General features: G+C 65.1%; 20 protein-coding genes. 5 read left to right on the top strand and 15 right to left on the bottom strand.

The features are described from left to right. Positions 1–2: 2 nt before the first annotated feature. Positions 3–1,004 carry a 2-hydroxyacid dehydrogenase gene (locus ACT2B0_RS00785; RefSeq protein WP_473460527.1) on the bottom strand — a complete coding sequence of 334 codons (1,002 nt, stop codon included), beginning with the start codon at positions 1,002–1,004 and terminating at the stop codon, positions 3–5. Positions 1,005–1,170: 166 nt separating this feature from the next. On the opposite strand from ACT2B0_RS00785, the gene ACT2B0_RS00780 reads away from it, so the two are divergent. Next, positions 1,171–1,737, top strand: coding sequence for an SH3 domain-containing protein (locus ACT2B0_RS00780; protein ID WP_473460525.1), 567 nt, complete (start codon positions 1,171–1,173; stop codon positions 1,735–1,737). 99 nt (positions 1,738–1,836) lie between these two features. On the opposite strand, the gene irrA is transcribed toward ACT2B0_RS00780, so the two are convergent. Beyond that, positions 1,837–2,256, bottom strand: a complete 420-nt coding sequence (gene irrA, locus ACT2B0_RS00775) for an iron response transcriptional regulator IrrA (RefSeq protein WP_473460523.1) — start codon at positions 2,254–2,256, stop codon at positions 1,837–1,839. Positions 2,257–2,492: 236 nt separating this feature from the next. On the opposite strand from irrA, the gene fabA reads away from it, so the two are divergent. The 4 genes from fabA (at position 2,493) to ACT2B0_RS00755 (ending at position 6,709) form a co-directional block, all read left to right on the top strand. After that, positions 2,493–3,005 carry a 3-hydroxyacyl-[acyl-carrier-protein] dehydratase FabA gene (gene fabA, locus ACT2B0_RS00770; RefSeq protein ID WP_473460522.1) on the top strand — a complete coding sequence of 171 codons (513 nt, stop codon included), beginning with the start codon at positions 2,493–2,495 and terminating at the stop codon, positions 3,003–3,005. 48 nt (positions 3,006–3,053) lie between these two features. Further along, positions 3,054–4,274, top strand: coding sequence for a beta-ketoacyl-ACP synthase I (gene fabB / locus ACT2B0_RS00765; RefSeq protein WP_473460521.1), 1,221 nt, complete (start codon positions 3,054–3,056; stop codon positions 4,272–4,274). An 11-nt stretch (positions 4,275–4,285) separates the two neighbouring features. Beyond that, entirely contained in the window at positions 4,286–5,086 is an 801-nt protein-coding gene (fabI, locus tag ACT2B0_RS00760; RefSeq protein ID WP_473460519.1) for an enoyl-ACP reductase FabI, read from the top strand. A 96-nt stretch (positions 5,087–5,182) separates the two neighbouring features. Then, positions 5,183–6,709: a putative bifunctional diguanylate cyclase/phosphodiesterase gene (locus tag ACT2B0_RS00755; protein WP_473460518.1), complete on the top strand. Its 1,527-nt coding sequence runs from the start codon at positions 5,183–5,185 to the stop codon at positions 6,707–6,709. Positions 6,710–6,760: 51 nt separating this feature from the next. Here ACT2B0_RS00755 and ACT2B0_RS00750 read toward each other — a convergent pair whose 3' ends face one another. From ACT2B0_RS00750 to rimP, 13 genes are all read right to left on the bottom strand, one after another. After that, entirely contained in the window at positions 6,761–7,786 is a 1,026-nt protein-coding gene (locus tag ACT2B0_RS00750) for a class I SAM-dependent methyltransferase (protein WP_473460516.1), read from the bottom strand. 99 nt (positions 7,787–7,885) lie between these two features. Continuing rightward, entirely contained in the window at positions 7,886–10,036 is a 2,151-nt protein-coding gene (gene pnp, locus ACT2B0_RS00745) for a polyribonucleotide nucleotidyltransferase (RefSeq protein WP_473460514.1), read from the bottom strand. Positions 10,037–10,303: 267 nt separating this feature from the next. Next, complete coding sequence (rpsO, locus tag ACT2B0_RS00740) at positions 10,304–10,675, bottom strand: 30S ribosomal protein S15 (RefSeq protein WP_281349424.1); 372 nt, start codon at positions 10,673–10,675, stop codon at positions 10,304–10,306. A 102-nt stretch (positions 10,676–10,777) separates the two neighbouring features. Continuing rightward, positions 10,778–11,161: a hypothetical protein gene (locus ACT2B0_RS00735; protein WP_481658440.1), complete on the bottom strand. Its 384-nt coding sequence runs from the start codon at positions 11,159–11,161 to the stop codon at positions 10,778–10,780. Positions 11,162–11,285: 124 nt separating this feature from the next. Further along, positions 11,286–11,810, bottom strand: coding sequence for an SH3 domain-containing protein (locus ACT2B0_RS00730; protein WP_473460510.1), 525 nt, complete (start codon positions 11,808–11,810; stop codon positions 11,286–11,288). A gap of 31 nt (positions 11,811–11,841) precedes the next feature. Next, positions 11,842–12,927 (bottom strand): magnesium/cobalt transporter CorA, encoded by a 1,086-nt coding sequence (corA, locus tag ACT2B0_RS00725; RefSeq protein ID WP_197435155.1) that lies wholly within the window; start codon positions 12,925–12,927, stop codon positions 11,842–11,844. Positions 12,928–13,006: 79 nt separating this feature from the next. Beyond that, positions 13,007–13,993 carry a tRNA pseudouridine(55) synthase TruB gene (gene truB, locus ACT2B0_RS00720; protein WP_481658439.1) on the bottom strand — a complete coding sequence of 329 codons (987 nt, stop codon included), beginning with the start codon at positions 13,991–13,993 and terminating at the stop codon, positions 13,007–13,009. Positions 13,994–14,043: 50 nt separating this feature from the next. Next, positions 14,044–14,442, bottom strand: coding sequence for a 30S ribosome-binding factor RbfA (gene rbfA / locus ACT2B0_RS00715; RefSeq protein ID WP_473460506.1), 399 nt, complete (start codon positions 14,440–14,442; stop codon positions 14,044–14,046). Further along, entirely contained in the window at positions 14,435–14,983 is a 549-nt protein-coding gene (locus ACT2B0_RS00710) for a YcxB family protein (RefSeq protein WP_473460504.1), read from the bottom strand. Before ACT2B0_RS00710 ends, rbfA begins: the two co-directional genes overlap by 8 nt. Before the next feature lie 78 nt (positions 14,984–15,061). Then, complete coding sequence (gene infB, locus ACT2B0_RS00705) at positions 15,062–17,626, bottom strand: translation initiation factor IF-2 (protein WP_473460502.1); 2,565 nt, start codon at positions 17,624–17,626, stop codon at positions 15,062–15,064. Then, a complete protein-coding gene (locus tag ACT2B0_RS00700) occupies positions 17,623–18,273 on the bottom strand; it encodes an RNA-binding protein (RefSeq protein ID WP_473466182.1) in 651 nt (216 codons plus the stop codon). Before ACT2B0_RS00700 ends, infB begins: the two co-directional genes overlap by 4 nt. A gap of 42 nt (positions 18,274–18,315) precedes the next feature. Continuing rightward, on the bottom strand, positions 18,316–19,935 hold the full coding sequence (gene nusA, locus ACT2B0_RS00695) for a transcription termination factor NusA (protein WP_473460501.1): 1,620 nt from the start codon (positions 19,933–19,935) through the stop codon (positions 18,316–18,318). Between the two features lie 47 nt (positions 19,936–19,982). Then, positions 19,983–20,618, bottom strand: coding sequence for a ribosome maturation factor RimP (gene rimP / locus ACT2B0_RS00690; RefSeq protein WP_473460499.1), 636 nt, complete (start codon positions 20,616–20,618; stop codon positions 19,983–19,985). Positions 20,619–20,651 lie beyond the last annotated feature (33 nt).

Raw genomic sequence — 20,651 nt, 5'->3', positions numbered from 1 at the left:
GCTCACACCCGGCCCGGAAGCACCCGGTCGGGCGGACGATGGCCGTCGAAAAAGGTCCGGATATTGATGATCACCTTGTCGCCCATGTCGATACGGCCCTCGATCGTGGCCGATCCCATGTGCGGCAGCAAGACGACCTTGCCCATTTCGGCCAGCTTGACGAGCTTCGGGTTGACGGCCGGCTCATGCTCGAAAACGTCGAGGCCGGCGCCGGCCAACCTGCCCTCGCGGACCATCTCGATCATCGCCCCCTCGTCGATGATCTCGCCGCGCGCCGTGTTGACGATATAGGAGCCGGGCTTCATCAGCGCCAGACGCCGTGCCGAAAGCAGATGGAATGTGGCGGGCGTGGAGGGACAATTGACGGAGATGATGTCCATGCGGGCCAGCATCTGATCGAGGCTTTCCCAATAGGTCGCCTCCAGCTCGTCTTCGATGGCGGGCGCGACCCGGTGGCGGTTGTGGTAGTGGATGGAAAGCCCGAACGCCTTGGCGCGCCGCGCAACGGCCGTTCCGATCCTGCCCATGCCGACAATGCCGAGCCGCTTGCCCCAGATGCGGTGGCCGAGCATCCAGGTCGGCGACCAGCCGCCCCATTTGCCGTCCCCCTTTAATACGCCCGCGCCCTCGATCAGCCGCCTGGGCACGGTCAGGATCAGGCCCATGGTCATGTCGGCCGTGTCCTCGGTCAGCACGTTGGGCGTGTTGGTAACGGTAATCTGCTTCTGCGCCGCAGCCTCAACGTCGATATGGTCGACGCCATTGCCGAAATTGGCGATCAGCTTCAGCCGCTCGCCGGCTTGAGCGATCAACGCGGCGTCGATGCGGTCGGTAATCGTGGGCACCAGAACGTCGGCCTCGCGCACCGCGGCGACCAGTTCGGGTTGCGTCATCGGTCTGTCCTCGACGATCAGCCGTGCGTCGAACAGTTCACGCATGCGCGTTTCAACGGGATCCGGCAGCTTGCGCGTGATCACCACGAGAGGCTTTTTCTTGCCCGTCATCGTTTCCTCGTTCCGGGTCCTGTTGAGACCTCTTTAACCAAGACGGGCGATACTCGCCAGCGTGATCGGCCCGGCCCCTGTGTAACAACTGGGCCTGATGAAGACAAAGAAAAACCGGACAATGCCGGCCTGCTAACGCGGCCGCAACAAGTTAGAAATTCAGGGAATGACCGTGTCGCGTTTCGTGTCGCTTGGCCTGGCCGTTGGGGCTGCTCTCCTGGCAACGGCAACCGCATCGACAGTCACCTCCACCCCGGCCTGGTCGGCAGGCGCCTCACAGCCGGTGGCCCGCGGGCCGAGCGGCCTGCCGCTGCCGCGCTTCGTGAGCCTGAAGGCAAGCCGCGTCAATCTGCGGATCGGGCCCGGGCGCAGCTATGCGGTCGACTGGCTCTATCTGCGCAGCGGCCTGCCGATGGAAATCATCCAGGAATACGACAATTGGCGCCGGGTGCGCGATTCGGAAGGTGTGGAAGGCTGGATCAGCGGCTCGCTGCTGTCTGGCCGGCGCACCGGGATCGCCGCTCCCTGGCAGCGCGGCAAGGCGGCGGAAATCGCCCTGCGCAAAGAACCCTATGACGACGCGCGAACGGTCGCGCTGGTTGAGCCGGGCGCGGTGGGCGAGATCCGCGCCTGCAACGGCGACTGGTGCCGGATGGATTTCGACGGTCACACCGGCTGGGTGCGCCAGCAGCAGGTTTGGGGCGCCTATCCCGGAGAAACCATCGAGGACTGAGGCGTCAGGGCCGCAAACCCGGCTTCGTCATCGCCGAGCGGCGGCCCGTCACACGTCATCGCGCGGGCGGTGTATCCAGAATGTCGAAAAGCAGCAGGGTCAGCCGCCGCGCCTGGGCCGGAGCCGCACGACGATATCCACATTCACGATTTCCATGCCTTCCGGCGGATCGGGCAGGTTGTGGACGGTGACCGGACCGGAGGGGATGTCGACGACGCGACTTTCGCCCTCGATGAAATAATGATGGTGGTCGGACGTGTTGGTGTCGAAATAGGTCTTGGAGCCCTCGACGGCCAGGATGCGGAGCATGCCGGCCTCGGTGAATTGGTGCAATGTGTTGTAGACGGTCGCCAGCGACACGGGAACGCCGGCATCGACCGCTTCCTCGTGCAGTTCCTCGGCCGACAGGTGCCGGTCGCCCTTGGCGAACAGGAGATCGGCGAGCGCTACGCGCTGCCGCGTCGGCCGCAATCCAGCCGTACGCACTTTCCTCTTCGCCAGAGACAATGTGTCCAGCATCTCACCTCGTTTCGGGGCGCCAGGCCCGCACACGCCGCCGGGCAGACCGGGTCCAGCGTTGAATTCACATTTCAGGATATAACTTCTCCGCAAATCCAGATCAATAGCGGTACATTGACCCGTGCAGCACATCGCGATAAGCGCAGGCATAGGTTTCTCCCGGCCAGATCCAACTGGCCGGGCGCGGAAGCGGCGGGCAGAGCTGCCGGCCGTGTTCACAAAGCGGGAAGGGTCTGATGGCAGAGCAGAAATCCAGCTACGGATACGAAGAGCTCCTGGCGTGCGCGCGCGGCGAGCTTTTCGGACCGGGCAACGCCCAGCTTCCGGCGCCGCCCATGCTGATGTTCGACCGGATCACCGAGATCAGCGAAACCGGCGGCGAACACGGCAAGGGCATGATCCGCGCGGAACTGGACATCAAGCCCGATCTCTGGTTCTTCCCGTGCCACTTCATCGGCAATCCGGTGATGCCGGGCTGCCTCGGCCTGGACGCGATGTGGCAGATGACCGGTTTTTTCCTGGGCTGGCTCGGCGAGCCGGGAAAAGGCATGGCGCTGTCCACCGGCGAGGTCAAATTCAAGGGCATGGTGACACCGGACGTCAAACTGGTCGAATTCGGCGTCGACTTCAAACGCGTCATGCGCGGCCGGCTGGTGCTGGGCATCGCCGACGGCTGGCTGAAGGCGGACGGCGAAACGATCTACACGGCCTGCGACCTGAAAGTCGGCCTGGCCAAGCAGGAAGCCTAACTTCGCCCGGCCGGACACGGCCCATTGAACAATTCCAGGGAGAACGACATGAAACGTGTCGTCGTAACCGGACTCGGTATCGTCTCGTCGATCGGCAACAATGCCGGCGAGGTCGAAGCCTCGCTGCGCGATGCGCGATCGGGGATCAGTTTTTCGGACGAATTCGCCGAGCACGGCTTTCGCTGCCAGGTCTGGGGAGCGCCGACGCTCGACCCCACGGACCTGGTCGACCGCCGCGCGATGCGCTTTCTGTCGAAGGGCGGCGCCTGGAACCATGTCGCCATGCAACAGGCGATCGCCGATTCCGGACTGGCCGAGACCGACATCACCAACGAACGCACCGGCATCATCATGGGCTCCGGCGGGCCGTCGACGCGCACCATCGTGGAAGCGGCGGCAATTACGGAAAAGAACAACAGTCCCAAGCGCATCGGGCCGTTCGCCGTGCCCAAGGCAATGTCCTCGACAGCGTCCGCCACGCTCGCGACCTGGTTCAAGATCCACGGCGTGAACTATTCTATTTCCTCGGCGTGCTCGACCTCGGCGCACTGCATCGGCAATGCGGCCGAGCTCATCCAGTGGGGCAAGCAGGACGTCGTCTTCGCGGGCGGGCACGAGGATCTCGACTGGACGATGTCGAACCTGTTCGACGCGATGGGCGCAATGTCGTCCAAGTTCAACGACCAGGCCGCCACGGCCTCGCGCGCCTATGACGTCACCCGCGACGGATTCGTGATCGCCGGCGGCGCCGGCGTGCTGGTTCTCGAAGAGCTCGAGCACGCCAAGGCGCGCGGCGCCAAGATCTATGCCGAGATCGTCGGCTACGGCGCGACGTCGGACGGGTTCGACATGGTCGCGCCGTCCGGCGAGGGCGCGGTGCGCTGCATGCGCCAGGCGCTGGCGACGGTCGAAGGCGAGGTCGACTACGTCAACACGCACGGGACCTCGACGCCTGTCGGCGATTCGCGCGAGATCGCCGCGATCCGCGAGGTTTTCGGGGACAAGATGCCGCATATCGCGTCGACGAAATCGCTCACCGGCCATTCGCTGGGCGCGGCCGGCGTACAGGAATCAATCTATTCGATCCTGATGATGCAGGCGGGTTTCATCGGCAAGAGCGCGCATATCGAAACGCTCGACCCTGAATTCGAGGGCGCGCCGATCGTGCGCGAGCGCATCGACGACGCCAAGATCGACATAGTGCTGTCGAATTCCTTCGGTTTCGGCGGCACCAACGCCACCCTTGTCTTCCAGCGGCATTCCGGTTAGGAGCCCGCACTATGGAAGGACTGATGAAGGGCAAGCGCGGCCTTGTCATGGGCGTGGCGAACGACCACTCGATCGCCTGGGGCATCGCCAAGAAAGCCTACGAGCACGGCGCCGAGATGGCGTTCACCTATCAGGGCGAGGCGTTCGGGCGGCGGGTCAAACCGCTTGCCGAACAGGCCGCCGTAAAGCTGGTGCTGCCCTGCGACGTCGAGGACGAAAGCTCGGTCGACGCGGTGTTCGACACGCTGAAATCGGAATGGGGCAAGCTCGATTTCATCGTGCACGCGATCGGCTTTTCCGACAAGAACGAACTCAAGGGACTCTACGCCGACACCACGCGCGCCAATTTCACCCGGACAATGGTGATTTCGTGCTTTTCGTTCACCGAAGTCGCGCGCCGCGCCGCCGCGATGATGAACGATGACGGCGCGATGCTGACCCTGACCTATGCCGGCTCGACGCGCGTGATGCCCAATTACAACGTCATGGGCGTGGCCAAGGCGGGCCTGGAAGCAAGCGTGCGCTATCTGGCCAGCGATTTCGGGCCGCGCGGCATCCGCGTCAACGCCTTGTCGGCGGGGCCGGTGCGCACGCTCGCCGGCGCAGGCGTCGCCGATGCCCGTCACATGTTCGCCTTTCAGCAACGCAATTCCCCGCTGCGGCGCAGCGTCGACATCGACCAGGTGGGCAATTCGGCGCTTTATCTGTTGTCCGATCTCTCCGCGGGCGTGACGGGGGAAATCCATCACGTCGATTCCGGCTATCATATCGTGTCGATGCCGAGCCTTGAGGAACTCAAGAGTTCCGAGTGAGCCACCGGACGCGACGCGACAGCTAAAATTCGAATAAAGCCACGCAGCAAACCTTAATTCGCCTGTGCTTTCGTATAGCGAGTGAGGGACTTTGCCATGCGTGACGCATCGGATCCAAACCGGTCGCCTGTATTCAGGATGATAACCATAGCGAGCTCGGGCCTGGGCAGCTTCATCATCGGCCTGTGGGCCTTGCGGTCGGGGCTGGGCGGCGACCTGGCCGGGCTGCCACCGGAAATCGTCGGCGCAAGCGTGGCGGCGCTGTGCGCGCTGGCGGCGGCCGGGGCGGCGCTGTCCTTCTTCGCCGGCGTCGACGAATCGGCCGGTTACGTGTTCCGGGAAACGCAGATCGACAAGCTCACCGGCTTCCACTCCCGCAACGCGCTGATCGGCAAAACCGCCGAGGCCGTGGCGACCACCGAGCGGGCGGGCGAACCCGTTTTCCTTATCGACCTCGACATCGACCGGTTCAAGCAGATCAATGACGCCATCGGCTACAGCCAGGGCGACCAGGTGATCCGCGCCTTCGCGCAGCGCCTGAAATCCTGCCTGCCGGAGGGCGCCGAAATCGGGCGGATCGGTGCCGGCGAGTTCGCCGCGCTGGTGCCCGACAGCCTGATCGGCGGAGAGATCGGAACGATGATCGATACGCTGATCGAAAAGATGACGGAACCCTATCAGCTTCCTTCGCATCTCCAGTCGCTGAACCTGTCGGTCGGGGTCGTGGCGGTTCCCAAGGACGGCGACGACCCGATCGTCCTGTTGCGCCGCTCCAATCTCGCGCTGCAGCACGCGCGCGCCAGCGGCATGGGCAACTGGGCGGTGTTTCAGCCGGAGATGGGACAGGTGGCCGACTACCGGCAGTGGATCGAAGCGGAGTTGAGCACCGCCTTCGACCGCGGCGATTTCGATCTCCACTACCAGCCGCAATTCGATCACATGAAAGGCCGCGTCGTCGGTTACGAAGCCCTGATCCGCTGGAGCCATCCGGCCCGCGGCATGATTTCACCGGCCGAATTCATTCCGATCGCGGAAGAGACCGGAATCATCGGCCCGATCGGCGAATGGGTGCTGCGCAAGGCCTGCACGGATGCGCATACCCTGCCGGACGATTGCTTCGTGGCCGTCAACATCTCGCCGGTGCAGTTCATGACCAAGGATTTCGCCAGCCTGGTTCGACAGGTGCTGGACGATACCGGTCTGCCGCCGTCGCGGCTCGAGCTCGAAGTCACCGAAACCGCAATGATGCAGGACCGCACACGCGCCGCCGAAATCCTCCGGGAATTCACCGCGATGGGCCTGACGGTGGCCGTCGACGATTTCGGGACCGGATATTCGAACCTGTCCTATCTGATCGATTTCTCGTTCCAGAAACTCAAGATCGACCGCTCCTTCGTCTCGCGCATCGATCGCAGCAATGGCGGCGCGGTGGTGTCGACCATCGTGGGACTGTCGCGCGCACTGGGCGTCGACACAATCGCCGAAGGGGTGGAGACCGAGGATCAGGCAACCTTGTTGCGCGCGGCCGGCTGCGACGTGTTCCAGGGATATCTGTTCGGCAAGCCGCAGCCTTTGATGGTGCGCGGAGGCGAGGCGGTCGAGGTTCGGCACGCCGTGCATTGAGCCGCCGGCGCCGTCTGGCGCCCAGAGCGCGGCAGGCCCGGCCCGTGGCAGTCAGCGGCGGGCCCAAAGCAGCTTGAAACGCGCGTCGCGCAGTGTCTCGCCGGACGCGGCAAACATCGTCGCCAGGTCGGTTTCGTAGGGCAGTCCCCGATTGGCGACCAGAAAAAGACGGCCGCCCGGCTTGAGCGCAGCGCTGGCCGCGCGGATCATGCCCGTGCCAATCGCCGGTTCGGCCGCCCGGCCGTGGTGGAAGGGCGGATTCATGACCACGACATCGTATTGGCGCGGTACGGGTTCGCTCAACAGATCCCGCCAGTGGAACCCAAGCGGCAGGCGACCGGCATGAGCGGCAAGATTGATCTTGGCCGCCTCCAGCGCGGCGTGATCGGCCTCGTAAAGATCGAGGCCGGATAGGGCCTGCCCGGCGCGCTCCAGCAGCGCGGCGCCAAGATAACCCCAGCCGGCGCCGAAATCGGCAGCCCGGCCGGCGAGTTTTTCCGGGAGATGATCGGCAAGCAGTCGCGAGGCCGGATCGATGCGGTCGTGGGAAAACATGCCCGGCGCGGCCTGGAAGCGGCCGTCGAGGATCGCCACACGCCGGCCTGCCGCAAGCTCCGCCATGACGGGCGCCGCGGCTTCAGTTCCGGCAAACCAGAAGACGATACCGTGATGTTTGGACAGGCTGCCGTCGAGGGCCAGCCTCCTGCCGAGACGCTTGCGCAAGCTGTCGGCGCCATCCTTCTTGCCCCCGGCGACCATGATGAGGCCGCCGGCGCGGGTGCGGGCATAGGCTTCCGCGATGCGGGCCTCGTTCTGGCCGCGATGGCGGCCGAGCAGCACCATCGACAGATCGTAGCCATCCCCCTGCGGTTCGGGCGTCACGGCCACGCCGCCCTGCTCCAGGGCAAGGAAGTCCGGACGGAAGCCCTGCACCGCCCGCAGATCGGCGGCAAAGCCGTCCGGTAGCCGGAAGCCGGCCACCGCCCCCAGAAACAGCGCCCGCTCTCCAGGTCCCGGCACCGGAAGCGTTCCGCTTTCGAACGGATGAAACAGCGTTTTCGTGGCGTTTTCGGTCATGATCCCCGTTGCCCGTGCGGCCGCAACAGCTGGTGTTCGAATGGCAACGGGCGCGCCCCTTGCGAGGCGCGCCCGTGCGATCCGTCGGAAGTCCGGCGCTCAGGCGTCGGTGTCTTCAGTCTCTTCCTTCTTTTTTTCCCTGGCGACTTCCTTGCCGGTCTCCTGATCGACGACCTTCATGGACAGGCGCACCTTGCCGCGCTCGTCGAAGCCCATCAGCTTCACGAAGACCTTGTCGCCTTCCTTGACCACGTCGGTGGTCTTGGCGACACGCTCATTGGCGAGCTGGGAGATGTGCACAAGGCCGTCACGCGGGCCGAAGAAATTGACGAAGGCGCCGAAATCGGCGGTCTTGACGACCGTACCCTCGTAGATCTCGCCGACTTCCGGCTCGGCGACGATGGTGTGGATCCACTTCTTCGCCGCCTCGATCTCCTTGGCATTGGACGAGGCGATCTTGACCGTGCCGTCGTCGTCGATGTTGATCTTGGCACCGGTCTTTTCGACGATCTCGCGGATCACCTTGCCGCCGGCGCCGATCACGTCGCGGATCTTGTCGGTCGGGATGGTCACGACCTCGATGCGCGGCGCGAATTCGCCCAGTTCGCCGCGGCTTTCCGACAGCGCCTTGGCCATCTCGCCGAGGATGTGCAGGCGGCCGCCCTTGGCCTGGCCGAGCGCCACCTTCATGATCTCCTCGGTGATGCCATCGATCTTGATGTCCATCTGCAGGGAGGTGATGCCCTCGTCGGTGCCGGCGACCTTGAAGTCCATGTCGCCGAGATGATCCTCATCGCCGAGAATGTCGGACAGGACCGCGAAACGCTCGTCTTCCTTGATCAGGCCCATCGCGATGCCGGCGACCGGCTTGGACAGCGGCACGCCGGCATCCATCAGCGCCAGCGAGGTGCCGCAGACGGTGGCCATGGACGAGGACCCGTTCGATTCGGTGATCTCGGAGACGACGCGCAGCGTGTAGGGGAACTGATCGGGCGCCGGCAGCAACGGATGCACGGCGCGCCAGGCAAGCTTGCCGTGACCGATCTCGCGACGGCCGGGCGAGCCCATGCGGCCGGTCTCGCCGACGGAATAGGGCGGGAAATTGTAGTGAAGCAGGAAGGCTTCCTTGTAGGTGCCCGTCAGCGCGTCGATGAACTGCTCGTCCTCGCCGGTGCCGAGCGTGGCGACGACCAGGGCCTGGGTTTCGCCGCGGGTGAACACGGCCGAACCGTGGGTGCGCGGCAGGACGCCGACTTCGGCGACGATCGGGCGCACGGTCTCAAGGTCGCGGCCGTCGATGCGGTTGCCGGTGTCGAGAATGTTCCAGCGCACGATCTTGGCCTGCAGGCCCTTGAAGACGGTGCCGATCTGCTCGCCGGTCCATTTGGGCTCTTCCTCGCCTTCCGGCAGCAGCGCCGCCTTCACCTTGGCCTTGACGGCGTCGACGGCGTTGTAGCGCTCCTGCTTGTCGGTCAGCTTGTAGGCCGCGCGCAGCTCGGTTTCGGCGATCTTCAGCATCTCGGCTTCGAGCTCGGAAAGATCGGTCGGGGTGAACTCGCGCGGCTCCTTGGCGGCGACCTCGGCCAGCTTGATGACCGCGTCGATCACCGCCTGGTAGTTCTTGTGGCCGAACATGACCGCGCCGAGCATGATGTCCTCGGAAAGTTCCTGGGCTTCCGATTCCACCATCAGCACGGCTTCGCCGGTGCCGGCGACGATCAGGTCGAGCTTAGACTCCTCCATCTCGTCGAGATGCGGGTTGAGCACGTACTCGCCGCCGATATAGCCGACGCGCGCCGCACCGATCGGCCCCATGAACGGCACACCCGACAGGGTGAGCGCGGCCGAGGCGGCGACCATGGCAACGATATCGGGATCATTTTCCAGATCGTGCTGCAGAACGGTCAGGACGACCTGGGTGTCGTTTTTGTAGCCGTCGACGAAAAGCGGGCGGATCGGGCGATCGATCAGACGCGAGGTCAGCGTCTCCTTCTCGCTCGGGCGGCCTTCACGCTTGAAGAAACCGCCCGGGATCTTGCCGGCGGCAAAGGTCTTTTCCTGGTAGTTGACGGTCAGCGGGAAGAAGTCGAAGCCGGCCTTCGGCTCCTTGGCCGATACGATGGTCGCCAGCACGACCGTTTCGCCATAGGTGGCGAGCACGGCGCCGTCGGCCTGGCGTGCGATCTTGCCGGTTTCGAGGGTGAGCGGACGGCCGCCCCATTCGATTTCCACTTTGTGGTGATTGAACATGTGTGTCTCTCATATGCGGAAACGCCGATGTCCGACGCTTTTGCGCGGACCGTTTCCGTCTGGCTTCATTGCGGACGAGCCATGGGCAAGACAGCGCGACGTCCGTGGTCGGGGTCGTTCGACCTCCGGGCGTCCTGCAATCCTGCCCCATGACCTGCCCATGGGCGGTTTGCCTCCGCGGTTCGGCGGCGCAAACCGATCGGGCCTATTACGTCCGGCCCAAAACATTCAAACGGCGGACCCCATGCGGGATCCGCCGTTCGAACATTAGCGACGCAGACCGAGCTTTCCGATCAGGGTCTGGTAGCGGGCAACGTCCTTCTTCTTGAGATAGTCGAGAAGAGAACGGCGCTGCGACACCAGTTTCAACAAACCGCGCCGGGAATGGTTGTCCTTGGCGTGGGTCTTGAAATGCTCGGTCAGATTCTTGATGCGCTCCGAAAGGATCGCCACCTGGACTTCCGGAGAACCGGTATCGTCCTTCTGGGTCGCGTATTCGGTCAGCAATTCCTGCTTGCGCGCGGCGGTAATCGACATCGTGCATCCTTTCTGTTCTTGATCAGGAAGAGTCGCCCACGGCCGGGATGTCGTCCAGCGGGGGCCATTTGTGCATGCGCCCAGCGCAATGCTGCGGCGCATATAGTGTAAATTCGCGCGGATTGCCAGCGCAAATTCAAGCGCGCCCGGTCCGGGGCGGCTGCAAGCGCCGCTCAGGCGGGGGCGCCGACGCTCTAGCGGCCGTCAGCAGCCGTTCTTGACATAGGCGTCCGGCACGGCCTCGTTCCAGGCGATGCTCGCGGCATCACCATGCGACCCATACGGACCGTCGCCAACGCAGAAATAGCCGTCGCGGAAATTCGGATAGTCGTCGGTGTGCAGGACATGGAGCCCCGCCCCGCCGCCGGCGAAGGGGCCACCGAGTTCCTCGACCAGCGCCGCGGCGTCGGTATGACGGTTATGGCAGCCGAGGATGACGTACCAGCCGCAGCTCTGGACCGCAACGAGCGGCAGACCGGGCGAGCCGACCCCGGAGAGGGGCGCGACCGGTCCGGCCTGCGCGGATGCCGCCATTGCCGCGAGAAACGCCGCTGACGCCAGCGCGCGAACGTTCGATGTTTTCGCCATGATCGCTTCCCCTGCCGGACGATCTTCGTCGTCCCATGCTTGCCCCGACAAATCTTCGGCCCGCGGCCGGAGCCTGTCAAGCACGGGACCTCGCACGCCCGCAGACCGGATCACGACGCGAAATTCAGTGCGCCTCGTCCTCCTCGCATTTGAGATAGGGATCGTAGACCCAGCCGACGGCGTTGTCTTCGGCGAGCCGTTCGACGGCGTACCAGGTCTTGCCGTTATGCAGCCGCTCCTCATAGGGCCGCACACGCACGCCGTTCGCCCAGGTGCCGAGGATCGCGCCGTTCGGCTCCTCGCGGATATTGAGGGGCGTGCCGGTCGGATCGGCCACGACACACACGCGCCCGATCCCGTCCTCGCCCGTGCAATCGAGATAGGCGCCGAAAACCCAGCCCCACGCCTCCGCATATTTGCCGACCAAGGCCCAGCGCGAGCCTTCATGGTCGCGATGGGCGACGATTTCCACCTTGGCGCCCTTGTTCAGGGTCGACAGGATGGGGCCGTTCGGCCCCTCGCGCACATTGAGCGGCGTACCCGTCGGGTCGACGACCGTGCACACGGGCGGGCCGTCGCAGGCGCGCGCCAACCCCACGGCAAGCACGGAAAACAGGGTCGCGAAGCCGAAGACGATCGTATGTCGCATGGGGTTCCCCTTGGTTTTGTTCGCCGGCGCCTCACAGCCAGCGCTTGCGCCGAAACAGATATAACAGCCCGACCGCGATCACGACCATAATCGTCAGCGCGACCGGATAGCCATAGCGCCAGCGAAGCTCCGGCATGTTCCAGGTGGAATCGGGTGCGAAATTCATGCCCCAGATACCGGCCAGGAAAGACAAGGGAATGAAGATGGTGGAGATGATGGTGAGCACCTTCATCACCTCGTTCATCTTGGTCGAGACGCTCGACAGATAAAGGTCCAGCAACCCGGTCGCGAGCTCGCGATAGGTTTCCACGATGTCGATCAGCTGGATGGCATGATCGTAGGTATCGCGCAGGAAATAGCCCACCTCGCTGGGGATAAGGCCGAGTTCCTCACGGCTCATCGCCGACAGCATCTCGCGCGCCGGCCACAGCGCGCGCTTGATGACGAGCAGTTCGCGCTTGAGCTGGTGCAGGCGCCCGACATCGCGCGGATGCGGGTCCTTGGTGATCTTGTCCTCCAGGTCCTCCAGCTCGTCGCCGATCGTCTCGAGCATCGGAAAATAGGCGTCGAGGATCGTGTCGAGGATCGCGTAGACAAAATAGGCCGCCCCGCGCGTGCGGATCCGCCCAGCCGGCTGGCGCAGCCGTTTGCGGACCGGCTCGAGGCAATCGCCGGGGCGCTCCTGGAAGGTCACAACATGGCGCCCGTCGAACAGGATCGCAAACTGTTCCTTGGAATCCACGCTCTTGCCGTCGAACATATGCACGACGATCAGGGCGTGCGCCTCGTAAGTGTCGACCTTGGGGCGCTGACTGGTGTTGGCGATGTCCTCGAGCGCCAGTTCCTCGATCGAAAACAATGCGCCGATCGCGCCCAGAAGCTGAAGGTCGGCCAGTCCGGTCACGTCGACCCACAGCCGCTTGCCCGACTTCATGGCCTTTTCGATCGCCGCCAGCGAAGCCTCGGCGATTTCTTCGACATGGTCGTTGGAAATGATGGTCAGGCGGATGCCGGTCGGCGAGGCGCGCTCGTCATGCACCAGCGTGCCGGGCGGCGCGCCAACGGGGGCGCGATGGCGCGACACGAATTTCGTCTTGCCCTTGGTTTTCCCGCTCATGCGGCAAGTAGGCGCAAAAATCGCCGCCGTCGCAAGGGCAAATACGCCGACAGCCGGCTGACGCGCGGCGGAGGCGGCCTCAGCGACCGGTGAAGACCCGCTTCGGCTTGAACATGCCCGCCTCCACGGCGCCGATCGCAACCAGACGGCCGCGCGCCGTGGCATAGGCCTCGGGCGCCTCGACCGGCGCGTCGCGGCCACGGATTATGACCGGATTGCCGAGCCGGATACGCTGGGCGGCATCATCGCTGACGGCGACTTCGGGAAGACAGTCGAGCGCGGCGCCGGTGTCGACCAGCAGCGCGTCGAGCGCGGCGAAGCGTTCCTTGTCGGGACGCGTGTCGACGATTTGGCCGTCCTCTCCCGGCTCGCCTTGCGGGCGGGCCTCGGCGGCGGCGGCTTCAAGTGCCGCCAGCGTCACCAAATCGTCGGCCACGAAAGGATCGACCTCGACCCGGCGCAGGACGGCAATGTGGCCATGACAGCCCAGGTCGCGTCCCATATCGCGCGCGAGCGAGCGCACATAGGTGCCCTTGCCGCATTCGATCTCGAAGACCGCGCTGTATTCATCCGGGCACTCAAGGAGGTCGAGCCGACCGATCTCGACCTCGCGGGCGGGAATATCGACGATCTCGCCCTCCCGGGCGATGTCGTAGGCGCGCTCGCCGGCGATCTTGACGGCCGAGAACTGCGGCGGCACCTGCATGATGAGGCCGGTATAGTCGGGCAACAGGGCGCGGATGTCGGCCTCGCTCGGACGCCGGTCCGAGGTGGCCGTCACATGCCCCTCCAGATCGTCGGTCGAACGCGCCTCGCCCCAGGCGATGGTGAAGCGGTAGACCTTGGCGCCGTCCATCACGTAAGGCACGGTCTTGGTCGCCTCGCCGAGCGCGATCGGCAGCATGCCGGAGGCGAGCGGGTCAAGCGTGCCGGCATGGCCCGCCTTGTCGGCCTTGAACAGCCATTTGATCTTGGAGACCGCCTCGGTCGAACCCATGCCGACGGGTTTGTCGAACACCAGCCAGCCGGAGACGGAACGCCCCTTTTTCTTGCCACGCCGCGCCATTTCTTACGCCGCCCCCGACAAAAACCGAAAAATCCGCGCCGCCGCCAGCGTCATTCGTCCCTCTCCCCGTCATCACCAAGATCGCGGGACACTTCGGGCGAACGCAGCAACTCGTCGATCTTGGCCATATTGTCGAAGCTGGTATCGAGCCGAAAGCGGAACTGGGGCATGTATTTCATTTGCTTGAGAGCGCCGGAAACGCGGCCTCGTATGAATTTCGCGTTGCGTGCCAGTGCCTTGACGACTGCCTGATTGTCCTTCACGCCGAGCGGCGAGATAAATGCCGTGGCGATCTTCAGATCCGGCGACATGCGCACTTCCGAAATCGAAATCACGGTGTTTTCGATCAGTTCGTCGCGCACTTCGCCGCGCAGCAGCACGTCGGAAAGCGCATGGCGCACCTGCTCGCCGACGCGGAGCTGGCGCTGGGAGGGCAGTTTTTCAGCCATTTGTGGTGGGAACTCCTTCCTGGGCGAGGCGCCAGAACCGCTCGCACAGCGCCTCATCGGGGAAGGCGCGCAGCGGCACGATCAGCGCGATGGCGGGATTGAGCCAGAAGAAGAAATGCGCCGCCGTGCGATGGCCGCGCTCGAACTCGCGCCACGCGGTGCGACTGTCATCGTCACCGATCCGCAGCTTTACGGCCTCGCGGTCGGCAACCAGATGGACAGGCTTGTCGGCAAGCTTCATGCGGCGGAAATTCCTGCGGCGCAGCCATGGCAGATAAAGGGCCAACCAGGCGACGATCAGCGTAGCCAGGCCGAGGTTGAGAAAATGCTCGACGGCAAGTGGCGTCGCGGTCACAAGCGCGCCCAGCAGCAGCCAAGCTCCGACACCGACATTAAGAACCACCGCGGCCCACAACACCATCCGGCCGATCCGCCCGGTGCGCCAGCGCGTCCTTGCCTCCATCATGGCAAGATAGTCCTGTTCGGTCAGGTGATAGCGGAGTTCGACCCCGCCATCATCCGGCATGTGTGATGCAAGCATGGCAGGCTCCAGCAGAGGACCCGGGCGGCGACGGCCCGTTCGGGCCGCGCCGCTGGGCAGCTTCGCGTCGGAACGACGTTAAAGCGTGCGCGCCACTTCTTCCACGCGGAAGCACTCGATCACGTCGCCGGCGCGGATGTCCTCGTAATTCTCGAAGGCCATGCCGCATTCCTGGCCGGCAGGCACTTCCGGCACCTCGTCCTTGAAGCGCTTGAGCGTCTTCAGCTTGCCTTCGTGGATGACGACGTTGTCGCGGATCAGGCGCACGCCCGCGCCGCGCTCGACCTTGCCTTCGCTGACACGGCAGCCGGCGACCTTGCCGACCTTGGTGATGTTGAAGACCTCGAGAATCTCGGCGTTGCCCAGGAAGGTCTCGCGACGCTCCGGCGACAACAGGCCAGACATCGCCGCCTTCACATCGTCCACGAGGTTGTAGATGATGTTGTAGTAGCGGATTTCGATACCAGCCTGCTCGGCGGCGTCGCGCGCCTGCCTGTTGGCGCGGACGTTGAAGCCGATGATGGCCGCGTTCGATGTCTCGGCAAGCGAGATGTCGCTCTCGGTGATGCCGCCGGCGCCCGAATGGACGATGCGCGCGCGCACCTCGTCGGTGCCGAGCTTGTCGAGCGCGGCGACGATCGCCTCGATCGAGCCCTGGACGTCGCCCTTGATCAGCAGCGGGAATTCCTTGAGCCCGCTCGACTGCAATTGCGACATCATCTGCTCGAGCGAGCCGCGCTGGCCGGCATGCTTGGCGACAGCCATCTCGCGCGCCTTGCGCTGTCGGTATTCCGAGATCTCGCGGGCACGGGCCTCGTTTTCCACCGTGGCGAAGCGGTCGCCGGCCTGCGGCGTGCCCTGCAGGCCGAGAACCTCGACCGGCATGGACGGGCCCGCGTCGGACAATTGCTCGCCGCGATCGTTGACGAGCGCGCGCACCTTGCCCCATTCGTTGCCGGCGACGATGATGTCGCCGGGCAGGAGCTTGCCGGTCTGCACCAGAACGGTGGCGACCGGGCCGCGCCCCTTGTCGAGCTTGGCCTCGATGACGACGCCCTCGGAGGTCCGCTCGGGATCGGCCTTCAGGTCGAGCAGTTCGGCCTGCAGCAGGATCGCCTCGAGCAGCTTGTCGAGATTGGTGCCCTTGACGGCGGACACCTCGACGTCGAGCACCTCGCCGCCCATCGATTCCACGAACACCTCGTGCTGAAGCAGTTCGGTGCGAACCTTCTGCGGGTCGGCCTCCGGCTTGTCGATCTTGTTGATCGCCACGATGATCGGGACCCCGGCCGCCTTGGCGTGGTTGATCGATTCGACCGTCTGCGGCATGACGCTGTCATCGGCGGCGACGACCAGGATCGCAATGTCGGTCGCCTGCGCGCCGCGCGCACGCATCTGGGTGAAGGCGGCGTGGCCGGGCGTGTCGATGAAGGTGATCTTCTGTCCGTCCTGCTCGACCTGGTAGGCACCGATATGCTGGGTGATGCCGCCGGCCTCGCCGGACACCACGTTGGCGTGGCGGATGGCGTCGAGCAGCGACGTCTTGCCGTGGTCGACATGGCCCATGATGGTGACGACAGGCGGCCGCGTTTCGCGGTTTTCCGGCTTGTCGGGAATGTTGAACAGCCCTTCCTCGACATCGGATTCGGCGACGCGCTTGACCGTATGGCCAAACTCGACCGCCACCAGCTCCGCGGTATCGGCGTCGATGACGTCGCCGGGTTTAAGGATCTGGCCCTGCTTCATGAAGAACTTGACCACGTCCACGGCACGCTCGGCCATGCGGCCGGCCAGCTCCTGGATGGTGATCGTCTCCGGCAGGATCACCTCGCGGGCGATCTTCTCGCGCGCTTCCTGGTGCTGGGAGCGCTTGAACTTCTCCTGGCGGCGACGCATAGCCGACAGCGAACGGCCACGCGCCTCGTCGCCGGCAAGCGCGCTGTTGAGGGTCAGCTTGCCGCGGCGGCGATCCTCGCCGACACGCGGACGGGCCGGCCGCGCGGGTTCGGGCGTGGCGATGCGCTTGGGCGGCAATGACGGCTTGGTCTTGCGCTTGGCGTCTCGATCATCGTCGTCGGCAACGGGCACCAGCGCCGGTTCGGGCGCCCTGCGGCGCGCCTCTTCCTCGGCACGGCTGCGCGCCTCGGCCTCGGCCTTGAGGCGCGTTTCCTCCTCGGCCTGCCGGCGGGCGGATTCCTCACGCTCCTTGCGGCGGCGCTCATCTTCCTCGGCGCGGCGCGCGGCATCTTCCTGGGCGCGCCTGCGTTCCTCGACCTCACGAACCTTGGAGCCCTCAAGAGCGCGGCGACGCGCTTCCATCTCCTCGGTCGACAATTCGTTGAGCACGAGACCGGAGCGCCCCTCGGCGGCAGCCGGCTTGGGCGGTTCCTTGGCGACCGGCGCCGGCGCGGGCTTGGGCGCCGGCTGGGCACGCGGCGCGAGCGCGACCGGCGCCGCCGGCTCCTGCTTTTCGCCCGGCACGGAGAATTTGCGCTTTTTGGTTTCGACGACCACGGATTTTGTGCGTCCATGCGAGAAATTCTGGCGCACCGTCCCCTGCTCGACTCCCGGCCGCTTCAGGGTCAGGGTCTTCTTGGTATTCATGCTCAGCGTCTTGTCGTCGCCCGATTTCGTATCCGTCATTCCGTATCCTTGTGGGACGCCGTCCTCGCGGACTCGCCGTCAACTTTCTCGCGGCGTTCGGGGTGCCCGCCCCGGTACCGTTCCAGCGCAACAACGCGCCTTTGTACCGCCGCGCTCGTTTCCGCACCGAGCACGGCAGCATGTATCACATTTGCCCCCCCGAATGCCAAACTCATTTCCGCTTCCGAAAAGAGCCTGAACGCCGGTATGTCGGGGCCGCCGGCCAGCAACACCGCGCGCCGGGCCTGATTCAGTTTGCGTACGCCGTCTTCCGAGGCGTCGGTTGCGTGGAGCGCAAACAGCGCCCGCCCGCTACGGATGGCGGCATCGACCTTTGCCGCACCCAATGCCACGATCCCGGCCTTGCGCGCAAGCCCAAGCGCACCGAGCGCCGATTTCGCAAGCAGCCCGTCGACCTGCGCGCCAAGGGCCTGATCGGCCTCGACCGGCGCCTTCAGCGCCTTGCGGAAGATATTCTTCCTTGCCGCCTCGTCAACCCGCGCGCGTTCGGCGGTGACCCAGCAACCGCGGCCGGGAAGGTTGCGCTTCAGGTCGGGAACGACGGACATGTCCGGCCCGGCCACGAACCGGATCAGATCCTCCGGTTCCACCGTGCGGCGCGTCACAATGCATGTCCGCTCGCCCATCGCGTCCAAAAAGCGCTCCCGTCACCGTCGCGGCGCGGCGCATCATGCGCCGGCGGCTTCCGTCGCTCCGTCCTGACCGGCCTCTTCGGCGTCCTCGGCCGGCGGTGCAAGATCCTCCTCGGTGATCCAGCCCATCTTCATGCGGGCGACAACCACCATCTGCTCGGCATCTTCGCGCGACACGTCGAAATCGGTGAGAATGCCCGGATAGATCTTGGTCTCCCCGTCCTTGCGCTCTTTCCAGCCCACCAGGTCGTCGACCGCGTAGCCGGCGAAGTCCTCAAGGGACTGGACGCCGTCCTCGCCGAAGGCGACCATCATCGCGGTGGTGACGCCGGGAATCTCGCGCAGATCGTCGGAGACGCCCAATTCCTGGCGCCGGGCGTCGTTCTCCGCCTCGATGCGATCCAGATATTCGCGCGCCCGGGCCTGGATCTCGCTGGCGGTATCGTCGTCAAAGCCGTCGATCGAAGAGATTTCGTCGGCCTCGACATAGGCGACTTCCACCACCGAGGTGAAGCCTTCCGACGCCAGGACCTGGCCGACCATCTCGTCGACATTGAGCGCGTCCATGAACAGGTTGGAGCGTTCGACGAACTCCTTCTGCCGGCGCTGCGATTCCTCTTCCTCGGTCAGGATGTCGATATCCCAGCCGGTGAGCTGGGAGGCGAGGCGCACGTTCTGGCCGCGCCGGCCGATGGCCAGCGACAATTGCTCGTCGGGCACCACGACCTCGATGCGCTCTGCATCCTCGTCGAGAACGACCTTGGCGACCTCGGCCGGCTGCAGCGCGTTGACGATGAAGGACGCGGCGTCGGGCGACCAGGGGATGATGTCGATCTTTTCGCCCTGCAACTCCCCGACGACCGCCTGCACACGGCTGCCGCGCATGCCAACGCAGGCGCCGACCGGATCGATGGAGGAATCGCGCGAGATCACCGCGATCTTGGCCCGCGAGCCGGGATCGCGTGCCACCGACTTGATCTCGATGATGCCGTCATAGATCTCCGGAACTTCCATGGTGAACAGCTTGGCCATGAACTGCGGATGGGTGCGCGACAGGAAAATCTGCGGCCCGCGCTGTTCGCGGCGCACGTCATAGACATAGGCGCGCACGCGGTCGCCATATTTGAACAGTTCGCGCGGGATCAATTCGTCGCGCCGGATGATGGCCTCGCCGCGGCCGAGATCGACGATGACGTTGCCGTATTCGACGCGCTTGACCGAGCCGTTGACGATCTCGCCGATGCGGTCCTTGTATTCGTCGTACTGGCGGTCGCGCTCGGCTTCGCGCACCTTCTGCACGATGACCTGCTTGGCCGACTGGGCGGCGATGCGGCCGAAATCCATCGGCGGCAGCTGCTCGGCGATGAAGTCGCCGACCTGGGCGTCGGGATTACGCTCGCGCGCCTCCTGGATGGAAATCTCGCGGGCCGATTCCTCGACCGCCTCGACGACCTCCATCAGCCGCTGCAGCTTCATCTCGCCAGTCTGCGGGTTGATGTCGGCGCGGATATTGGTCTCCTGACCGTAACGCGACCGCGCGGCCTTCTGGATCGCGTCGGCCATCGCGTCGAGCACGATCTCCTTGTCGATCGACTTCTCGCGCGCCACAGCGTCGGCGATCTGCAGCAGTTCGAGACGGTTTGCACTGACTGCCATTTCAGTCTCCCTTTACGCGGACCGGCCGTTGTGCCGATCCGTTTTGGTCATGTCTGCGGTTCGTTGTCGTTGTCATTGTCGCCGTCGGCCTGGTCGCCGCGCAGCTTTTTGGCCGCCTGGCGCGCCTGCTTGTCCTTGGCCAGCGCATCGCGGATCAAATCGTCGGTCAGGATCAGCCGGGCATCGGCGATCGTGTCGTAGGGAATCTCCACCCTGGGCTCGTCGCCGTAACTGGCCTGGTCGCGCTCCAGCACGATCCCGTCAGCGCCGGCCTCGGCGATGCGACCGCGGAAACGCTTGCGCTCGGCAACCATCACGGCGGTCTCGAGCTTGGCGAGATGGCCCTGCCAGGCCGCAAAGTCCGACACCCTGACCAGGGGCCGGTCGATGCCGGGCGAGGAAACCTCGAGATGGTAGGCCTTGTCGATCAGGTCTTCGACGTCGAGCGCCGGCGAGACCGCGCGGCTCAGCTCCTCGCAATCGGCCACCGTCATGGTGCCGTCCTCGCGCTCGGCCATGATCTGCAGCGTCAGCCCGTTCTGGCCGGAAAGCCGAACCCGCACGAGGCGAAAACCCATCGAGCGCAGCAGCGGCCAGATCAGCGCGGCGACGCGCGCCTCGACGCCGCTTTCGCGGATCAGGCGGTCATCGTCCTGTGTCGCGGCGCTTTCTTCGTGGGTCATGAGGTCTCCGACGGGGTCGCCGGTAACAAAAAA

It is taken from the genome of Nitratireductor sp. J20-h4 (genome assembly GCF_056780505.1).
Note: the sequence above shows the minus strand (reverse complement) of the source record. Positions and strands in the feature narration are given on the sequence as shown.